A 14,111-nucleotide genomic window follows, 5' to 3' on the forward strand; every position below is an offset into this window, starting at 1 on the left:
AATGTTGAAGAATCAAGTGACTACAGGACAAATGATGGGGTTAATGCTTTTGGCATATCTTTTTTCTTTTGTTACTCGTATGATATGGGTTTATCAGTTTCAGGATAATCCAGCTTTTTACTGGAACGGGCAGCTAATGATAAATACCAATGATGGGTATTTTTTTGCTTCAGGAGCACAGCATGAACTTTTCGGTTTGCATGCCGATAATCCGAGAATACCTGCTTTATGGGAATATGGAGTGGTGTTTTTTACGACGTTATTGGCAAAGATAACCCCCTTAAGCCTTGAGACGATCATTTTATATATGCCGGCGGTAGTGTCAAGTTTGGTGGTGATTCCTATCATTTTGATAGCAAGGCTGTATGGAGAATCACTGTGGGGATTTTTTGCCGCGTTACTTGGAAGTATTGCGTGGAGTTACTATAACCGTACCATGACAGGGTATTATGATACGGATATGTTCTCGGCAATGGCTCCGATGTTCATCCTCTATTTTCTAATGAAGAGTACAGTGGATTTTAATTTGCGTTCGGCGCTCTATGCTGCCATTGCCATTGTACTGTACCCGTTTCTTTACGATCAGGGGCAGGCTATTGTGTATGCTATGGGTATGATTTATGCAGGCTATATGGTCTGGTTTCATCGACATGACAAAACGACCTATGCATCGCTTATTTTGATTTTCCTCTCTCTTTTGCCTCTGGGTATGGATAAACCTTTAACCTATGTTGTACACCTGATTCTTTTAATAGTGGTATATTTTGTCTTGCAGCAGGAAAAGATAAAAGAGAAGAATTTAATAATAGCTTCGGGTATTTTATTTATTCTTTTTCTGTTTTTGGGAAATGTTTTTGGATTGATCCTGCATAAAATAGCAACCTATACCATTACAGGAACCAAAGAGTCCGGACTCCACTTTTACGCTGTCAATCAAACAGTAAGGGAAGCGGGACAGATTCCTTTTTCAACTTTTGCCAATCGAGTTTCAGGATCACAGATAGGGGTAATTCTGTCATTGGTCGGATATATTGTACTTGTGATTAGGCATAAGGCATTTATACTGGCACTTCCTTTAGTAGGGATTGGGGTTTTTGCACTATTTGGTGGTTTAAGATTTACGGTATACGCGGTACCGATTGCAGCAATGAGTGCTGTATATCTTTTCTTTGTAATAGGGGACTTTTTCAAAGACAAACGTTCTAAATATGCTTTTATCATTGTTGTAACAGGGGCAATGATATATCCAAATATCATACATATAATAGGGTATAAAGTACCGACTGTGCTTAATAAACCAGAGGTGGAAGATCTGGTGAGGCTCGACAAGATAGCAAGTGGCAAAGATTATACTTTGAGCTGGTGGGATTATGGTTATCCAATCTGGTACTACTCCGATACATCAACACTTATTGATGGAGGAAAGCACAACAATGATAACTTTATCATTTCTAAGATCATGCAGACATCTTCCCCGGAGCTAGCGGCGAACTTAAGTAGATTGGCCGTGGAAACTTATGTTGACTCAAACTATTCTGTTGTAGCAGATACCTTGTTTAAAAATGGAAAAAAAGATCAGATCAATCCCAATATTTTATTAGGGGAGCTTGAAAATGGTACCTACAAACTGCCTGAGAAAACACGAGATATTTATCTTTATCTCCCGTATAGAATGCTCAATATTTTTCCTACAGTAGCCGTTTTTGGAAATCTGGACTTGACAACGGGAAAAGCTGAAAGAAAGATAATGTTCTATCCGACGCGTGCTATTAAAAATAAAAATGGTGTACTCCAGTTTTCCAACGGGATTGTGTTTGATGCAAAAAAAGGTGAGCTCTTTTTTGGAAAACAGAAAGTACCTGTAAAGTATTTCGTTGTTGCCCAAATGACCAAAAACGGAGAAACGCAGATACAGACACAGCCATATCATGCAGAAGGACGATATGTGGTCATTTTTATGAAGAGTTACGGCAGATTCGTGGTCATGGATGAAGAGACATTCCACTCCATGTATGTTCAGATGTTCATACTAGGGAAGTATGATAAAGATCTGTTTGATTTGGTGGTTTCTTCACCATACAGTAAAATATATAAACTAAAGAAATAAATGTTAAACAGAGCAGGCAGGTTTCAGAAGCGACTTTTTGATGTAGTACTTTCTGCGATAGGCATTTGTTTAACATGGTGGATCATATTGGCAGCTTGGATGATTGCCTCTGTGGAAACAAGGAGTAATGGGCTGTTTATGCAAAAGCGCATTGGCAAAGAAGGAAAGCCTTTTTTTGTATTCAAGATAAAAAGCATGAAGCAGCTTGACGGGCTTGATACAACAGTAACGACAAGCCAAGACCGCCGCATTACAAAAAGCGGCACTTTTTTTCGTAGAAGCAAAATCGATGAGTTGCCGCAACTGTTTAATGTGCTCTTGGGGGATATGAGTTTTGTCGGACCTCGGCCCGATGTCCCTGGATACGCAGATGGACTTAGGGGAGAAGACCGCATTATTTTAAGTGTAAGACCGGGTATTACGGGACCAGCTTCATTAAAATACAAAAATGAAGAGGAGATACTGTCAAAAGTGCAAGATCCAGAACGATATAATAGGGAAGTAATTTGGCCGGATAAGGTGGAAATCAATAAGCAATATATTCAGGAGTGGTCACTTCTGAAAGATATGAAGTATCTGGTACAAACGGTCGCAGGGTAAACAATGAGCAGAATTTTTCTTTCTCCACCGCATATGAGCGGAAAAGAACAGCAGTACATCGCTGAAGTCTTCGAGAGCAACTACATTGCACCGCTTGGGGCTTTTGTAGAGCATTTTGAAAAGAGTATCTGTGCGTATACCGGAGTAAAACATGCTGTGGCGACGAATACGGCAACAGCTGCCCTTCACTTGGCTTTACGTGTACTGGGTATTGGTGCAGGGGATTATGTATTGTCATCATCTTTTACATTTATAGGGTCGGTGAATGCCATTTTATACCAAAATGCGCTTCCAATATTTGTAGACAGTGATGAAAGCTGGAACCTCTCCCCTGTTTTATTGCAAAAGGCGATAGCCAAAGCTCCTAAAAAACCAAAAGCACTCATAGTGACGCACCTTTACGGACAAATGGCAAAGATGTCTGAGATCATGGAAATATGCAAGAATGAAGATATTTATGTCATTGAGGATGCAGCGGAATCTCTCGGTGCGACACTGCGGGAAGAGCAAAGCGGTACATTTGGTGATATGGGTGTATTTTCATTTAACGGGAACAAGATATTGACCACTTCGGGCGGAGGCATGCTGGTCAGTGATAATGCAGCATTGATAGCCAAAGCGAAGTTTCTGGCTACACAAGCCAAGGAAGATAAGCCTTTTTATGAGCATAAGGAATATGGGTACAATTACCGTATGTCCAATGTACTCGCTGCCATAGGGGTAGCACAGATGGAAGTACTTGATGAAAGAGTTCGGCGAAGACGTGAGATATTTGACCTCTATAGCCAAAGACTTTCTGCTTATGATGAAATCGCATTAATGCCAGAGATCCATGGGAGTAGTGGGAATCGATGGTTGACAACATTAACACTGGAGCATACTGATCCATCCCGTGTTATAGAGGCATTAGAAAATGAGAATATAGAGAGTCGTCCGTTATGGAAGCCAATGCATCTTCAGCCGCTTTTCAAAGAGGCATTGAGAGTTGAGAATGGTATATCGCAGAAGCTCTTTGAAACAGGAGTCTGCCTGCCAAGCGGGTCGAACATGTCGGATGAAGATGTGGATTGTGTTTGTAAGGTCATGGAAAGGGTGTTGAAATGATATTACTTTTCCGTCCAACTGCATTAAAACGTACACTGTTTTTTGTTGTGATAGATCTTCTACTCTCACTGGGAACACTTTATTTGGCCTATCTTTTACGTTTTAATTTTTATATACCACAGCAGTTTTTGGAAACGTTCTGGGGAGTCTATCTGACTCTGGCAGTTTTCAAGGTAGCTGCAATGTTCTGGTTCAAAAGCTATTTTATTATTTGGCGTTTTTTCAGTTTTTCCGATGCAAAGAATATTATCAAAGCACATATACTTGCGTATGGTATGTTTACAGTTTTTTATTTACTCTTCCCCTCACTGTTTCATCCGTTTCCTCGTTCTGTAATTATTATCGACTTTTTCCTCTCCCTCATTTTTATCGGTATGATACGGATGAGTAAACGGTTCTGGAATGAGAGTTTTCAAGCACATGCGGTCAAACCAACACTGCTTATCGGCGTAAGCAGTAAAACGGGGACGATCATACAGAGTGCGATGAGAAATGAGATCGACTACTATCCTGCAGCGATTGTGGCACTGGGGAAAGACAATAGTTCAAAAGATGCTTATATTAATAATGTAAAAGTGTATGATTTTGAGCATTTGGGAGACGTTGTCAACGAGAAACAGATTACTGCTGCGATCATAACACAAGCCATCTTGCAAGATGAACTTAGAATGTTGGTCAATGATTTGAATGAATTGGGAGTCAATGAGATCAAGAGGGTTAAACTGCTTGGTTCGGAGCATGAAAAACTTGAAGATCTCTCCATTGAAGACCTGCTTGCCAGGCACCCGAAAGATCTGGACAAGGAAGGTATTGCATCTTTCATCAAAGGGAAATCTGTGCTTATAACCGGAGCAGGAGGCAGTATAGGCTCTGAAATTGTCAGACAGTGCAAACAGTTTGGAGCAAGCAATTTGATACTTGTTGACAATGGTGAATATAATCTCTACCAAATAGGAGAAGAGATAGAGGATGCTGATCTGCGATTATTGGATGTGACAGATGCAGTATCTCTGCGAAAACTTTTTGAATTGAAGAGACCGGAAGTAGTAATTCATGCAGCTGCTTACAAACATGTACCTATTTGTGAACACAACCCGGATGTTGCAGTGATTAATAATGTCTTAGGCACTAAAAATGTGATAGATATGAGTATTTTAATCGGAGTGGAAAAACTCGTGATCATTTCAACGGATAAAGCAGTCCGGCCGACCAATGTAATGGGCGCAACAAAACGTGTTGCCGAGCTTTATGCACAGAACGTTATGAGTGAAAAAACAGAGATCGTTGCTGTACGTTTTGGAAATGTATTGGGCTCAAGCGGTTCGGTGATCCCAAAATTTAAGCATCAGATAGAAGAAGGGGGGCCGGTTACTGTGACTCACCCGGAAATCACACGTTATTTCATGTTGATCCCTGAAGCCTGTCAGCTTGTATTGCAAACGGCTACGATCGCGAAAGGGGGAGAGCTTTTTATCTTGGATATGGGAGAACCGATCAAGATAGTTGATCTTGCTAAACAGATGATCCGTCTTTATGGGAAAGAAGATGAGGTAGAAATTGTTTTTACCGGGTTGCGGGATGGAGAGAAACTTTTTGAAGAACTTTTACTGGATGACAGTGAGCAAAAAACAAAATACAGTTCAATTTTTATAGCAAAGCCTACAAGATATGATCTTGATAAATTATCTCAAGATATAGAGGATCTGTTGGTGTCTGAAGATAAAACAGAAGTACTTCAAAGGATTGTTCCAGAATATACAAGAAATAGTTCGATATAATATTCTTTGTTATATGCAATCATAATAAAAAATAAATACAAGGAAATAAAATGCTAAAAAAGGTAGTGACAGGATTTTTGGTTTTGGCAACTTCAGTATTGTTTGGTATGAGCCTGAATCAGTTGAATACGGCTTCAAAAAGTGAACTGATGCAGATAAAAGGTATCGGAGAGAAGAAAGCTGATGCGATCATTAAAGAGCGTAAAAAAGGAAAGTTCAAATCGTTTGAGGATTTTCAGAGGGTCGAGGGTATTGGTGAACAAACGGCCAAGAATGTCAGGAACGATGTCAAGGTCAAGAAGGATGTGAAAAAAAGTATCAAGAAAAACACCTCTGCCAAAAAAGAGACAAAAAATAAAAAAACATCTTCCAAGAAGAAAAAATAATCCTCAAAGGGCTTCGGCCCTTTGCGCCTCCACCTCTTTAACCACATTTTTGATACAATTCCACTAATTCATACGAAGGTATTATCATGACAGTAACACGTTTTGCACCCTCACCTACAGGGTATCTACATATCGGCGGTCTGCGTACTGCTCTCTTCTCCTGGCTGACGGCCAGACATAACAACGGGAAGTTCCTGCTGCGTATCGAAGATACGGATATGGCGCGTAACTCCGAAGAAGCCAAGGATGCCATCCTGAAAGCATTTGAGTGGGTCGGTATGAGTCATGACGGAGAGGTTGTGTACCAGTCCAAACGCTTCGATCTTTACAAAAAATATATTGACCAGTTGCTTGAAGAGGGCAAAGCGTACAAGTGTTATATGACGAAAGAAGAGCTGAATGCACTGCGTGAAGAGCAGATGGCAAAGAAAGAACGTACACGCTACGATGGCCGTTACCGTGACTTTACAGGGACACCTCCCGAAGGTGTGAAGCCGGTGATTCGTATCAAGGCCCCGCAGGAAGGGACAATCTCTTTTGTGGACGGTGTCAAAGGGGCGATGAATATTGCAGCAAATGAAGTGGATGACTTTATCATTGCAAGAAGTGACGGAACACCTACCTATAACTTTGTTGTTGCGATCGATGATGCCCTCATGGGGTTGACGGATGTCATTCGTGGAGATGACCATCTTTACAACACACCAAAACAGATCGTGGTTTATAATGCTTTGGGCTTCAGTATACCCAACTTCTACCATGTAGCGATGATCAACAACGAACAGGGCAAAAAACTTTCCAAAAGAGACGGGGCAACAGATGTGATGGAGTACAAGGCACTTGGATTCCTGCCCGAGGCTCTGCTAAACTTTCTTGTGCGTCTGGGCTGGAGTCATGGAGACCAGGAGATCTTTTCCGTAGAAGAGATGATAGAGCAGTTCGACCCGAAAGATATTAACAAGTCTGCTTCCAACTACAATCTTGACAAACTGCTTTGGCTCAATGCTCACTATATCAAGAACAAGAGTAACAGTGAACTGGCGGAACTGCTCAAAGAGTTCGGTGTGGATATCAGTGAACATGACAAGCTTGAGATGCTGCTGGATGCAACCAAGGAGCGGGGGAAAACACTGGTGGAGCTGGCTGAACAGATCAAGCTTATCCTTACTGCTCCGACAGACTATGACGAGAAGGCTGTTAAAAAAGCCTTCAAGGGAGAGGCAAAGGAAATATTGACAGATTTCATCGCGATGCTTCAGACCTGGGAGAAACCGCTGCACTTGCCTGTCGATTACCATGAAGTGATGGAGAAGATCGTTGCGGAGAAGGAGATCGGGTTCGGGAAGATCGGTATGCCCCTTCGTGTCAGCCTGCTAGGAAGTATGACCGGCGCAGGGATGGACGAAGTAATGGCGATCATCGGAGTGGATGAGACGATCGAGAGGATAGAGAGAGCGGTATCAACGATCGCGTAGGGTGCGTATTCACGCACCGCATAATACAATATGTATGAAAGAAAAAATTTTGCCGAAAGGCCTCATGCAATAAAAGGTGCGTAGCTACGCACCCTATGAATTCAAAAACGTTTTCAAAGACCTCTTCTCCCTGTATCCCATCGTATAATAGATCTGTTCCAGATACCAGGTGAGCTGTTTTGGAGTGATACCTCTTTTTCTTGCTTCCTTCTTTAAAATGTATTGCGGGATCCTTACTTTTGTATGGGCAAACTGCTTTGCCAGTTTCTGGATCTGTTTTCCGTGTTTGTTGTAGCAGAGTCTGGCGAAGACAAAGGGCAGACCTGTTTTTTCGTGCCAAGCTTCTGCAAGGTCTATGCCTTCTCCTCCGTCCAGGTAGTACTTGAGTGCAGCATCACCTATGAGTACCCTGCCTTTGAGACCCAGTACTTTTGCCAGTCTGTTGGATGTGGCGGAAGCGGGATCATATTGGTCTTCTCCCTCCAGCAGCAAGACACTGTAGACTTTTTTATCTGCGATGATGCCCAGGTCCGTACATCCGAATTTTCTGGATTCGATCGATGAAATGAAAGCGGCATTGACCTCTTGTCTTTTTAGTGATCTGTTGATCTGTGAGGGAACGGCACGTTTATAGCGGAAAGCCATTTTTGCCGAGGAACTTTTGAGGTAGCGTTTGAGAAAAAGTTGGAAAGGGAGAAGGTTTAGATAGCTGATAGAACCAAATATCATACCCGCACCTTTTTTAAGCGTAATTATACCAAACAAGAATTATAATCCACAGATGTTCAAGGAGAACCCTTATGATAAAAGTAGAATTTTTAGGCCCTATCGGCAAGGCACCGATAGAGATGGATGCGACAACGCTTGCGGATGTGGCGGAAAAACTCAAAGAGGACGGTATGGTCAAAGAGTGGCTGCCGAAATGTGCAGTAGCTTTGAACGATACGATGGTAAGTGACCTAAGTACGCCGCTGAAAGAGGGAGACAAGATATCTATCCTTCCGCCGGTTTGTGGAGGTTGAGTTATGGAACTGTATAACGGTCCCTTGGATGTCAAAGAGATCTTTGGAAGGTGGCTGGATGAAGAGGCACAGTCCAACTATGGTGCATACATCCCTTTTGTGGGAACGATACGTGCCGAAGACGGGATAGAAGCACTTAGTTTTGATATCTATGGACCGGTACTTCAGAAGTGGTTTGATGAGTGGCAGGAGAAAGCGGAGGCCCGCGGAGCGGTGGTCAAAATGGCACATGCTATTGGCGACGTGCCCATTCACACTTCCTCTTACGTTTCTGCGGTGTTCTCACCCAAGCGCCGTGTCGCACTTGAGTTGATCGATGAATTCGTAGAAGATTTCAAAGCCAATGCGCCGATATGGAAGTATGATGTGAAGAACGGTGAACGTATCTATGCGGAAGACAGAAGTACGCCGATGGACGGAAGCGGATTGCTCGCGTAGGGTGCGTAAACACGCACCTTTTATAAATCCTTTCGGCAAAAATATGACGGTATGCTGATTTTATTATGTGGTGCGTGGTTACGCACCCTACAAAAGGGACTTTTTAATGATGATGCACTTTGATGAATCGATGGCACTCTTGGAAGGGGTACGGATCGAAAAATACAAAACAAAAAAACTTTTTATCATGGATGCGCAGGGGTATGTGCTGGCAGAGGATATTGTAGCAGACCATAACTCTCCGGAATTCCCGACAGCGGCAATGGACGGTTATGCGCTCAATTATGATGATATGGCACTGGGAAGGCTCAGGATCGCAAGTATCAATCCCGCCGGTTCCGCTTTGAGAGACGAGGTAATTGGCGGGACCTGTATCAAAACTTTTACGGGTTCACTGATGCCCAAAGGTGCCGATACGCTCATTCCCATAGAGAATGTGGAAGTAGACGGTGACGAGATCGTTATCAAAGAAGAGGTTCCCCAGGGATTTTCCGTACGTGAGCCGGGAGAGAACTATGCCAAAGGACAGAAACTCATTGAAGCGGGAACAAAGATCGATTTTCCACAGATAGGTGTGATGGCAGGGTTGAATATCGTTATGGTCTCAGTATATGAAAAACCGACGGTGGCCATACTCTCTACGGGCTCAGAACTGCTTGATCTGGGAGAAGTACAGACCAATGATTCCCAGATACGATCTTCGAACAACTATACCATTGAAGCGATTGTGAGGAAATATGACGGCATCGCTATGCAGCTTGGCTGTATCAAAGACGATAAAGCAAGTATCCAGAAGGCCATGGCAGAAGCACTGGAGAAAAGTGATATTGTCGTGACCACAGGTGGTGTAAGTGTAGGGGATTTTGATTTTGTAAAAGATGTGATCACTGAACTGGGTTGTGAAGTGGTGTTCAAAGGGGTACGTATCAAGCCCGGACAGCACATTGTTGTGGCACGCAAAGGGGACAAGTTTATTGTTGGGCTTCCCGGATTTGCCTACTCATCAACAGTCACGGCACTGTTGTACGTCCTACCGTTGATAGAAAAACTGCAGAAAGGGAAATCTGTTTTGCGAAAAGTAAAAGCCAAACTGAAAGAGCCATTCATCAAACGTGCCAAAAAGGCGGAGTTCACCGCCTGTAACGTCTCTTTGCTTCAGGGAGAATATTATGTTGACTTTAAAGGCAAGAAAGTCGGCACCTCTGCCATTCTTACCAATATGCTCGGCGATGTTGCGCTGCTTGTAACTTCAGAAGATGATGCCTCCAAAGAGGTAGGTGATGAGGTTGACATACTGCTTTTGAAATAGCATGCTTTTTATACCTGTTTCGCTCTGATCTTCAAAAAGAGTGCAAGCTCCGCTGCTGTTCTACATCCTGAGTTCATTGCTTCATTTAGCAGATTTCTGTTTCTTTTAAAATCCATTTTAAATCCTTTTCTTTGTTTTTTTTAACTCTATATATGTCAAATTGTATATAAAAGTATGAAAATAGTTAAAAAATATGTCAAATTGTCATACTTTTAGGAAAAATACATTATAATTTGAAATATTATATGTGCGTTTAGTTACATTCTCATCAAGGAGGAAGCTTTAGTGAGAGGAATTGTGAAGGGACTTTGTTCTTTAACAAGGAGACCTAATAATAAAAAAAGGAGTAAAAAATGATGAATTTCAATGAAATAATAGAAAAACTAAAAGATGTGATCTCTGAAACGAAGATTGGAGGGAAAGTCTTTGACAAAGATGTCGCACAGGCGCTTAATATCCCTCAGGCGACCTTTGCCACGATGAAAAAGAGAAACTCAATCCCTTACGAAGAGATACTCGAGTTTTGTGCACTTAAAAAGATATCGGTCAACTGGCTTTTCTTTGACCAGGCAGTCGATATGCTCAAAGAACAGACGGAAAAATTCTTTCAGGTACGCTATTTTTCTGATATACGTGCAAGTGCCGGCGGCGGGGCTGAAGTCTTTGACGAGAATTACGAGACGATTACCATCGATGAGAAGATCATGCACAATATGGTAGGCATGGGCAACACCGAACTTGAAGCGATCCATGTGGACGGGGAGTCTATGGAACCGACACTTCAGGACGGGTCCATCGTATTTGTAGACAGAAACCAGACCAATATCAATAAAGACGGTATTTTTATCGCTTCAACCACGGCGGGACTCTTCATCAAGCGTATCCGTCAGAGAGCGGACGGTATGGTGGAGCTCATCTCGGATAATAAAGCCTACTCTCCCGAAGTGCTGGCGCCGGATGAAGTGAGTATTGTGGGGAAAGTTGTTGGGAATATTGAGTCGCTTTGATTTCTGTAGGGTGCGTAGTCACGCACCGCATATTAAAATTTGAATGAAATACAATTTCTCCCGAAAGGGCTGATATAAAAGGTGCGTGACTACACACCCTGTGCGTTGTTTGCACACTCTACACATCTGACACTTTCCGGGCGTACGGACATCCGGCCTGTACCTATCTCCTCTTCACACTCTATGCAGATACCGAACATCGGTTTGTCGATACGAAGCAGGGCATTCTGGAGTCTGGTGAGCCGGACCTTTGACTCGTCGAGTATCTTGTTGTTGACATGCTGTTCTCCCATCGCTTCGAGCCGGGTGAGTCGTCCCAGTGAACAGTCGGGAGAAATGGGTTTGACCTTCTCTTCGAGTGTGCTGATCTGCTCTTTAAGCGTTTCAATATCTTCTTCTATCTTTTTTCGTATGGTTTCTTTTTCTTCTTTTGTCATTTGGGTTGCTTTATGTTATAGTTGACATTGATTATAGCAAAAAATCACCTTGCGGAGTAGAGATGAAAAGTATTTTAGTATGGTGTATTATGATGATCGGGCTTTGTGCCGGGCAGAGTTACACCAATGCCCTTGTGAAAGAGAATTCCCCCTATCTTCAGCAGCATGCTCACAATCCTGTGAACTGGTACCCCTGGGGTGAAGAGGCGTTTAAGAAAGCCGCGAAAGAACACAAATTCATTTTTCTCTCCATCGGCTACAGTACCTGCCACTGGTGCCATGAGATGGAGAAGGAGAGCTTTACGGATGAAACGGTAGCCAAATTACTGAATGATGACTTTGTGTCCATCAAGGTGGATAGAGAAGAATACCCACAGATAGACAAGAAGTATCAGCAGCTCTATATGGACTATTACGGTGAAAGAGGGGGATGGCCCCTGAGCGTGTTTATGACGCCGGAAGGCGAAGTGTTCCATCTGGGGACGTACATACCCAAAGAGGAGGGATACGGTTCCAGGGGGCTGCTTAAGATGCTGCCTGATTTTGCTGCGCTGAAAAAAGATCCAACGAAGTTGAAGCGTTTGACAGAAGGCTATAAAAATGTGCAGACGAAGGGTGGTTCTTCCCAAATGCTTACACGGGACCTCACGAAAGGTCTGCTTGTAAGGACCGTGGACGATATAGTCAAAACGTACGATCCAAAGAACGGAGGATTTGCTGATCGTCCCAAGTTCCCGGAAGCTTCCAAGATAGCGCTGCTCCTGACCATTTACAGACTGAACGATGACAAAAGGGCCTACAGCATGGCCGATACGACACTGAGAAAAATGGCCCTAAGCGGGCTTTACGACCAGATAGGGGGAGGATTTTTCCGCTACACGACAGACCGGGAGTGGCAGAGTCCGCATTTCGAAAAAATGCTCTATACCAATGCCGAACTGATCCCGGTGTATGTGCAGATGTATGAAGAGACGAAGGACCCTATGTACAAAAGGGTCGTGCAGGAGACCATAGCGCAGATGCGGGAGCACTTTATGCAAGAGGACCTCTACTTTTCCGCAAGCGATGCGGACAGTGACGGAGAAGAGGGCGGTTATTTCATTTACAATTACGACGAAGTGAAAGACGCACTTTTGAAAAAAGGATTGAGCATTTCTGAGACAGAGGAAGCGCTTGCCTATCTGGGAATAGAGGAGGATGGTAATGTGGATGGAGAACTTGCCCTCCCTCATATTACAGGAAGCAAAGAACCTTCAAGGCTTAAAGAGGTCAAACGATACCTGAAGGAACTGCGCAAAACGAGGAGCTTCCCTTTTGTGGATACAAAGATCATTACGGCATGGAATGCGATGATGGTCAAAGCGCTTTTTGTTGCTTCCCGAGTTGATTCAGAGTATCTTTATGATGCAAAAAAGAGTTTGGGAAAACTCTGGATGCTGATGCGTCGTGACGGAAAGCTTTACCATCAGACACTTTACGGAAAAGCACCCAAACAGAAAGCAATATTGGAAGACTATGCTTTTTTGACGGATGCCCTGATAGAAGGTTATGAACGGAGTTATGACGAGCGTTATCTCTCTCAGGCAAAAATATTGTGCGAAGAGGCGGTGGAGAAGTTTTACCGAAAGGGTATTTGGTATCTTAGTGACGATCGGGTCAGAACCGTGGCTGACTTTGATGACCGTTACTATACGTCGGCAGAGAGTGTGATGCTCGAAGCTCTTCTGAAGACAGCTGCGTTGAGTGAAAAACTAAAATACCTAAGTATAGTAAAAAAAACAATAGAGGGACAGGGAGGTGTGCTGCAGAGTGCCCCGGCGAAAGCAGCCAAACTCACAGAATTGTATCTTCGCCTCAAGAAAGGTGATGTTATCATCCATGCGGATAGGCAAATGTTACTTGATGCGCAAAAAGAGATTGATAGTATAGGGTATCCTTTCGTTTTAAGCAAAGTTGAACAGAATGACGAGTATCTTGCCTGCAGGATCAACAGCTGTTTCGCACATGACAGGAATATGACACGATTGATCCAAAAAATAGAAGAGGCGGTGAAGTAGTATGCTGAGCATGAACGAAGACCTTGAGGGTGCGCTGAAACAGTACATCATACTGCTGGATAAGGGGGAATACTTTGATGCGCATGAAGTACTTGAAGAAGCCTGGCACCCCCTGCGTCTGAACAAGGACCCTCTGGCAAATCTTACCAAAGGCCTGATCAACGGTGCCGTTGCTTTTGAACATTTGAAGCGCAATAAAAGTAATGCAAGTGAAAAGGCGCGCAAGGTCATGACATCCTACGAGAAGCATAAAGAGATTTATTCAGATGAGATAAGGTATGCGATCCTGTTTAAAGCTGCCTGTATTAAGATTGAAGAGTTGAAAAGCGCATATCCGGAAGTGTGGTGCTGATGTTCGGGTATCGGTGCCTATTACGACGATGAGGTCAAT

The 14,111-nt window shown here is 43.2% G+C and carries 14 protein-coding genes; 12 read left to right on the forward strand and 2 right to left on the reverse strand.

What is annotated here, in order from left to right:
- Nucleotide 1: 1 nt before the first annotated feature.
- The 6 genes from SUN_RS00535 (at nucleotide 2) to gltX (ending at nucleotide 7,450) form a co-directional block, all read left to right on the forward strand.
- Complete coding sequence (locus tag SUN_RS00535) at nucleotides 2–2,107, forward strand: STT3 domain-containing protein (protein WP_070108837.1); 2,106 nt, start codon at nucleotides 2–4, stop codon at nucleotides 2,105–2,107.
- Entirely contained in the window at nucleotides 2,108–2,707 is a 600-nt protein-coding gene (locus SUN_RS00540) for a sugar transferase (protein WP_011979797.1), read from the forward strand.
- 3 nt (nucleotides 2,708–2,710) lie between these two features.
- Nucleotides 2,711–3,811 carry a UDP-N-acetylbacillosamine transaminase gene (gene pglE, locus SUN_RS00545; RefSeq protein WP_011979798.1) on the forward strand — a complete coding sequence of 367 codons (1,101 nt, stop codon included), beginning with the start codon at nucleotides 2,711–2,713 and terminating at the stop codon, nucleotides 3,809–3,811.
- On the forward strand, nucleotides 3,808–5,589 hold the full coding sequence (locus SUN_RS00550; protein WP_011979799.1) for a UDP-N-acetylglucosamine 4,6-dehydratase family protein: 1,782 nt from the start codon (nucleotides 3,808–3,810) through the stop codon (nucleotides 5,587–5,589). The genes pglE and SUN_RS00550 overlap by 4 nt, the downstream gene beginning before the upstream one ends.
- Nucleotides 5,590–5,639: 50 nt before the next feature.
- On the forward strand, nucleotides 5,640–5,975 hold the full coding sequence (locus SUN_RS00555; protein ID WP_011979800.1) for a ComEA family DNA-binding protein: 336 nt from the start codon (nucleotides 5,640–5,642) through the stop codon (nucleotides 5,973–5,975).
- An 86-nt stretch (nucleotides 5,976–6,061) separates the two neighbouring features.
- The gene (gene gltX / locus SUN_RS00560) at nucleotides 6,062–7,450 is read left to right on the forward strand and encodes a glutamate--tRNA ligase (protein ID WP_011979801.1); all 1,389 of its coding nucleotides are present in this window, start codon (nucleotides 6,062–6,064) and stop codon (nucleotides 7,448–7,450) included.
- Between the two features lie 93 nt (nucleotides 7,451–7,543).
- On the opposite strand, the gene SUN_RS00565 is transcribed toward gltX, so the two are convergent.
- Complete coding sequence (locus SUN_RS00565) at nucleotides 7,544–8,179, reverse strand: MqnA/MqnD/SBP family protein (protein WP_011979802.1); 636 nt, start codon at nucleotides 8,177–8,179, stop codon at nucleotides 7,544–7,546.
- A 71-nt stretch (nucleotides 8,180–8,250) separates the two neighbouring features.
- On the opposite strand from SUN_RS00565, the gene SUN_RS00570 reads away from it, so the two are divergent.
- The 4 genes from SUN_RS00570 (at nucleotide 8,251) to SUN_RS00585 (ending at nucleotide 11,226) form a co-directional block, all read left to right on the forward strand.
- Nucleotides 8,251–8,472: a MoaD/ThiS family protein gene (locus SUN_RS00570; RefSeq protein ID WP_011979803.1), complete on the forward strand. Its 222-nt coding sequence runs from the start codon at nucleotides 8,251–8,253 to the stop codon at nucleotides 8,470–8,472.
- A 3-nt stretch (nucleotides 8,473–8,475) separates the two neighbouring features.
- Nucleotides 8,476–8,910, forward strand: a complete 435-nt coding sequence (locus SUN_RS00575) for a molybdopterin synthase catalytic subunit (RefSeq protein ID WP_011979804.1) — start codon at nucleotides 8,476–8,478, stop codon at nucleotides 8,908–8,910.
- A gap of 106 nt (nucleotides 8,911–9,016) precedes the next feature.
- A complete protein-coding gene (locus SUN_RS00580; RefSeq protein ID WP_011979805.1) occupies nucleotides 9,017–10,219 on the forward strand; it encodes a molybdopterin molybdotransferase MoeA in 1,203 nt (400 codons plus the stop codon).
- Between the two features lie 353 nt (nucleotides 10,220–10,572).
- Complete coding sequence (locus tag SUN_RS00585; RefSeq protein ID WP_011979806.1) at nucleotides 10,573–11,226, forward strand: LexA family transcriptional regulator; 654 nt, start codon at nucleotides 10,573–10,575, stop codon at nucleotides 11,224–11,226.
- An 89-nt stretch (nucleotides 11,227–11,315) separates the two neighbouring features.
- Here SUN_RS00585 and SUN_RS00590 read toward each other — a convergent pair whose 3' ends face one another.
- Complete coding sequence (locus tag SUN_RS00590; protein WP_011979807.1) at nucleotides 11,316–11,663, reverse strand: TraR/DksA family transcriptional regulator; 348 nt, start codon at nucleotides 11,661–11,663, stop codon at nucleotides 11,316–11,318.
- Between the two features lie 62 nt (nucleotides 11,664–11,725).
- Between SUN_RS00590 and SUN_RS00595 the strand changes: the two genes are divergently transcribed.
- Both SUN_RS00595 and SUN_RS00600 read left to right on the forward strand, forming a co-directional pair.
- Nucleotides 11,726–13,720 (forward strand): thioredoxin domain-containing protein, encoded by a 1,995-nt coding sequence (locus tag SUN_RS00595; RefSeq protein ID WP_041672626.1) that lies wholly within the window; start codon nucleotides 11,726–11,728, stop codon nucleotides 13,718–13,720.
- Between the two features lies 1 nt (nucleotide 13,721).
- Complete coding sequence (locus SUN_RS00600; RefSeq protein ID WP_011979809.1) at nucleotides 13,722–14,072, forward strand: DUF309 domain-containing protein; 351 nt, start codon at nucleotides 13,722–13,724, stop codon at nucleotides 14,070–14,072.
- Nucleotides 14,073–14,111: the final 39 nt, after the last annotated feature.

Origin of the sequence: Sulfurovum sp. NBC37-1 (genome assembly GCF_000010345.1) — a bacterium.
In the GTDB taxonomy this organism is placed as follows: domain Bacteria; phylum Campylobacterota; class Campylobacteria; order Campylobacterales; family Sulfurovaceae; genus Sulfurovum.

Bases quoted from the DNA above. Each gene is read 5' to 3' on its own strand.
- SUN_RS00550 (WP_011979799.1), top strand. From the start codon at position 3,808: ATGATATTACTTTTCCGTCCAACTGCATTAAAACGTACACTGTTTTTT.
- SUN_RS00585 (WP_011979806.1), top strand. From the start codon at position 10,573: ATGATGAATTTCAATGAAATAATAGAAAAACTAAAAGATGTGATCTCT.
- SUN_RS00580 (WP_011979805.1), top strand. From the start codon at position 9,017: ATGATGATGCACTTTGATGAATCGATGGCACTCTTGGAAGGGGTACGG.
- SUN_RS00555 (WP_011979800.1), top strand. From the start codon at position 5,640: ATGCTAAAAAAGGTAGTGACAGGATTTTTGGTTTTGGCAACTTCAGTA.
- SUN_RS00595 (WP_041672626.1), top strand. From the start codon at position 11,726: ATGAAAAGTATTTTAGTATGGTGTATTATGATGATCGGGCTTTGTGCC.
- pglE (WP_011979798.1), top strand. From the start codon at position 2,711: ATGAGCAGAATTTTTCTTTCTCCACCGCATATGAGCGGAAAAGAACAG.
- SUN_RS00600 (WP_011979809.1), top strand. From the start codon at position 13,722: ATGCTGAGCATGAACGAAGACCTTGAGGGTGCGCTGAAACAGTACATC.
- SUN_RS00590 (WP_011979807.1), bottom strand. From the start codon at position 11,663: ATGACAAAAGAAGAAAAAGAAACCATACGAAAAAAGATAGAAGAAGAT.
- gltX (WP_011979801.1), top strand. From the start codon at position 6,062: ATGACAGTAACACGTTTTGCACCCTCACCTACAGGGTATCTACATATC.
- SUN_RS00575 (WP_011979804.1), top strand. From the start codon at position 8,476: ATGGAACTGTATAACGGTCCCTTGGATGTCAAAGAGATCTTTGGAAGG.
- SUN_RS00540 (WP_011979797.1), top strand. From the start codon at position 2,108: ATGTTAAACAGAGCAGGCAGGTTTCAGAAGCGACTTTTTGATGTAGTA.
- SUN_RS00565 (WP_011979802.1), bottom strand. From the start codon at position 8,179: ATGATATTTGGTTCTATCAGCTATCTAAACCTTCTCCCTTTCCAACTT.
- SUN_RS00535 (WP_070108837.1), top strand. From the start codon at position 2: ATGTTGAAGAATCAAGTGACTACAGGACAAATGATGGGGTTAATGCTT.
- SUN_RS00570 (WP_011979803.1), top strand. From the start codon at position 8,251: ATGATAAAAGTAGAATTTTTAGGCCCTATCGGCAAGGCACCGATAGAG.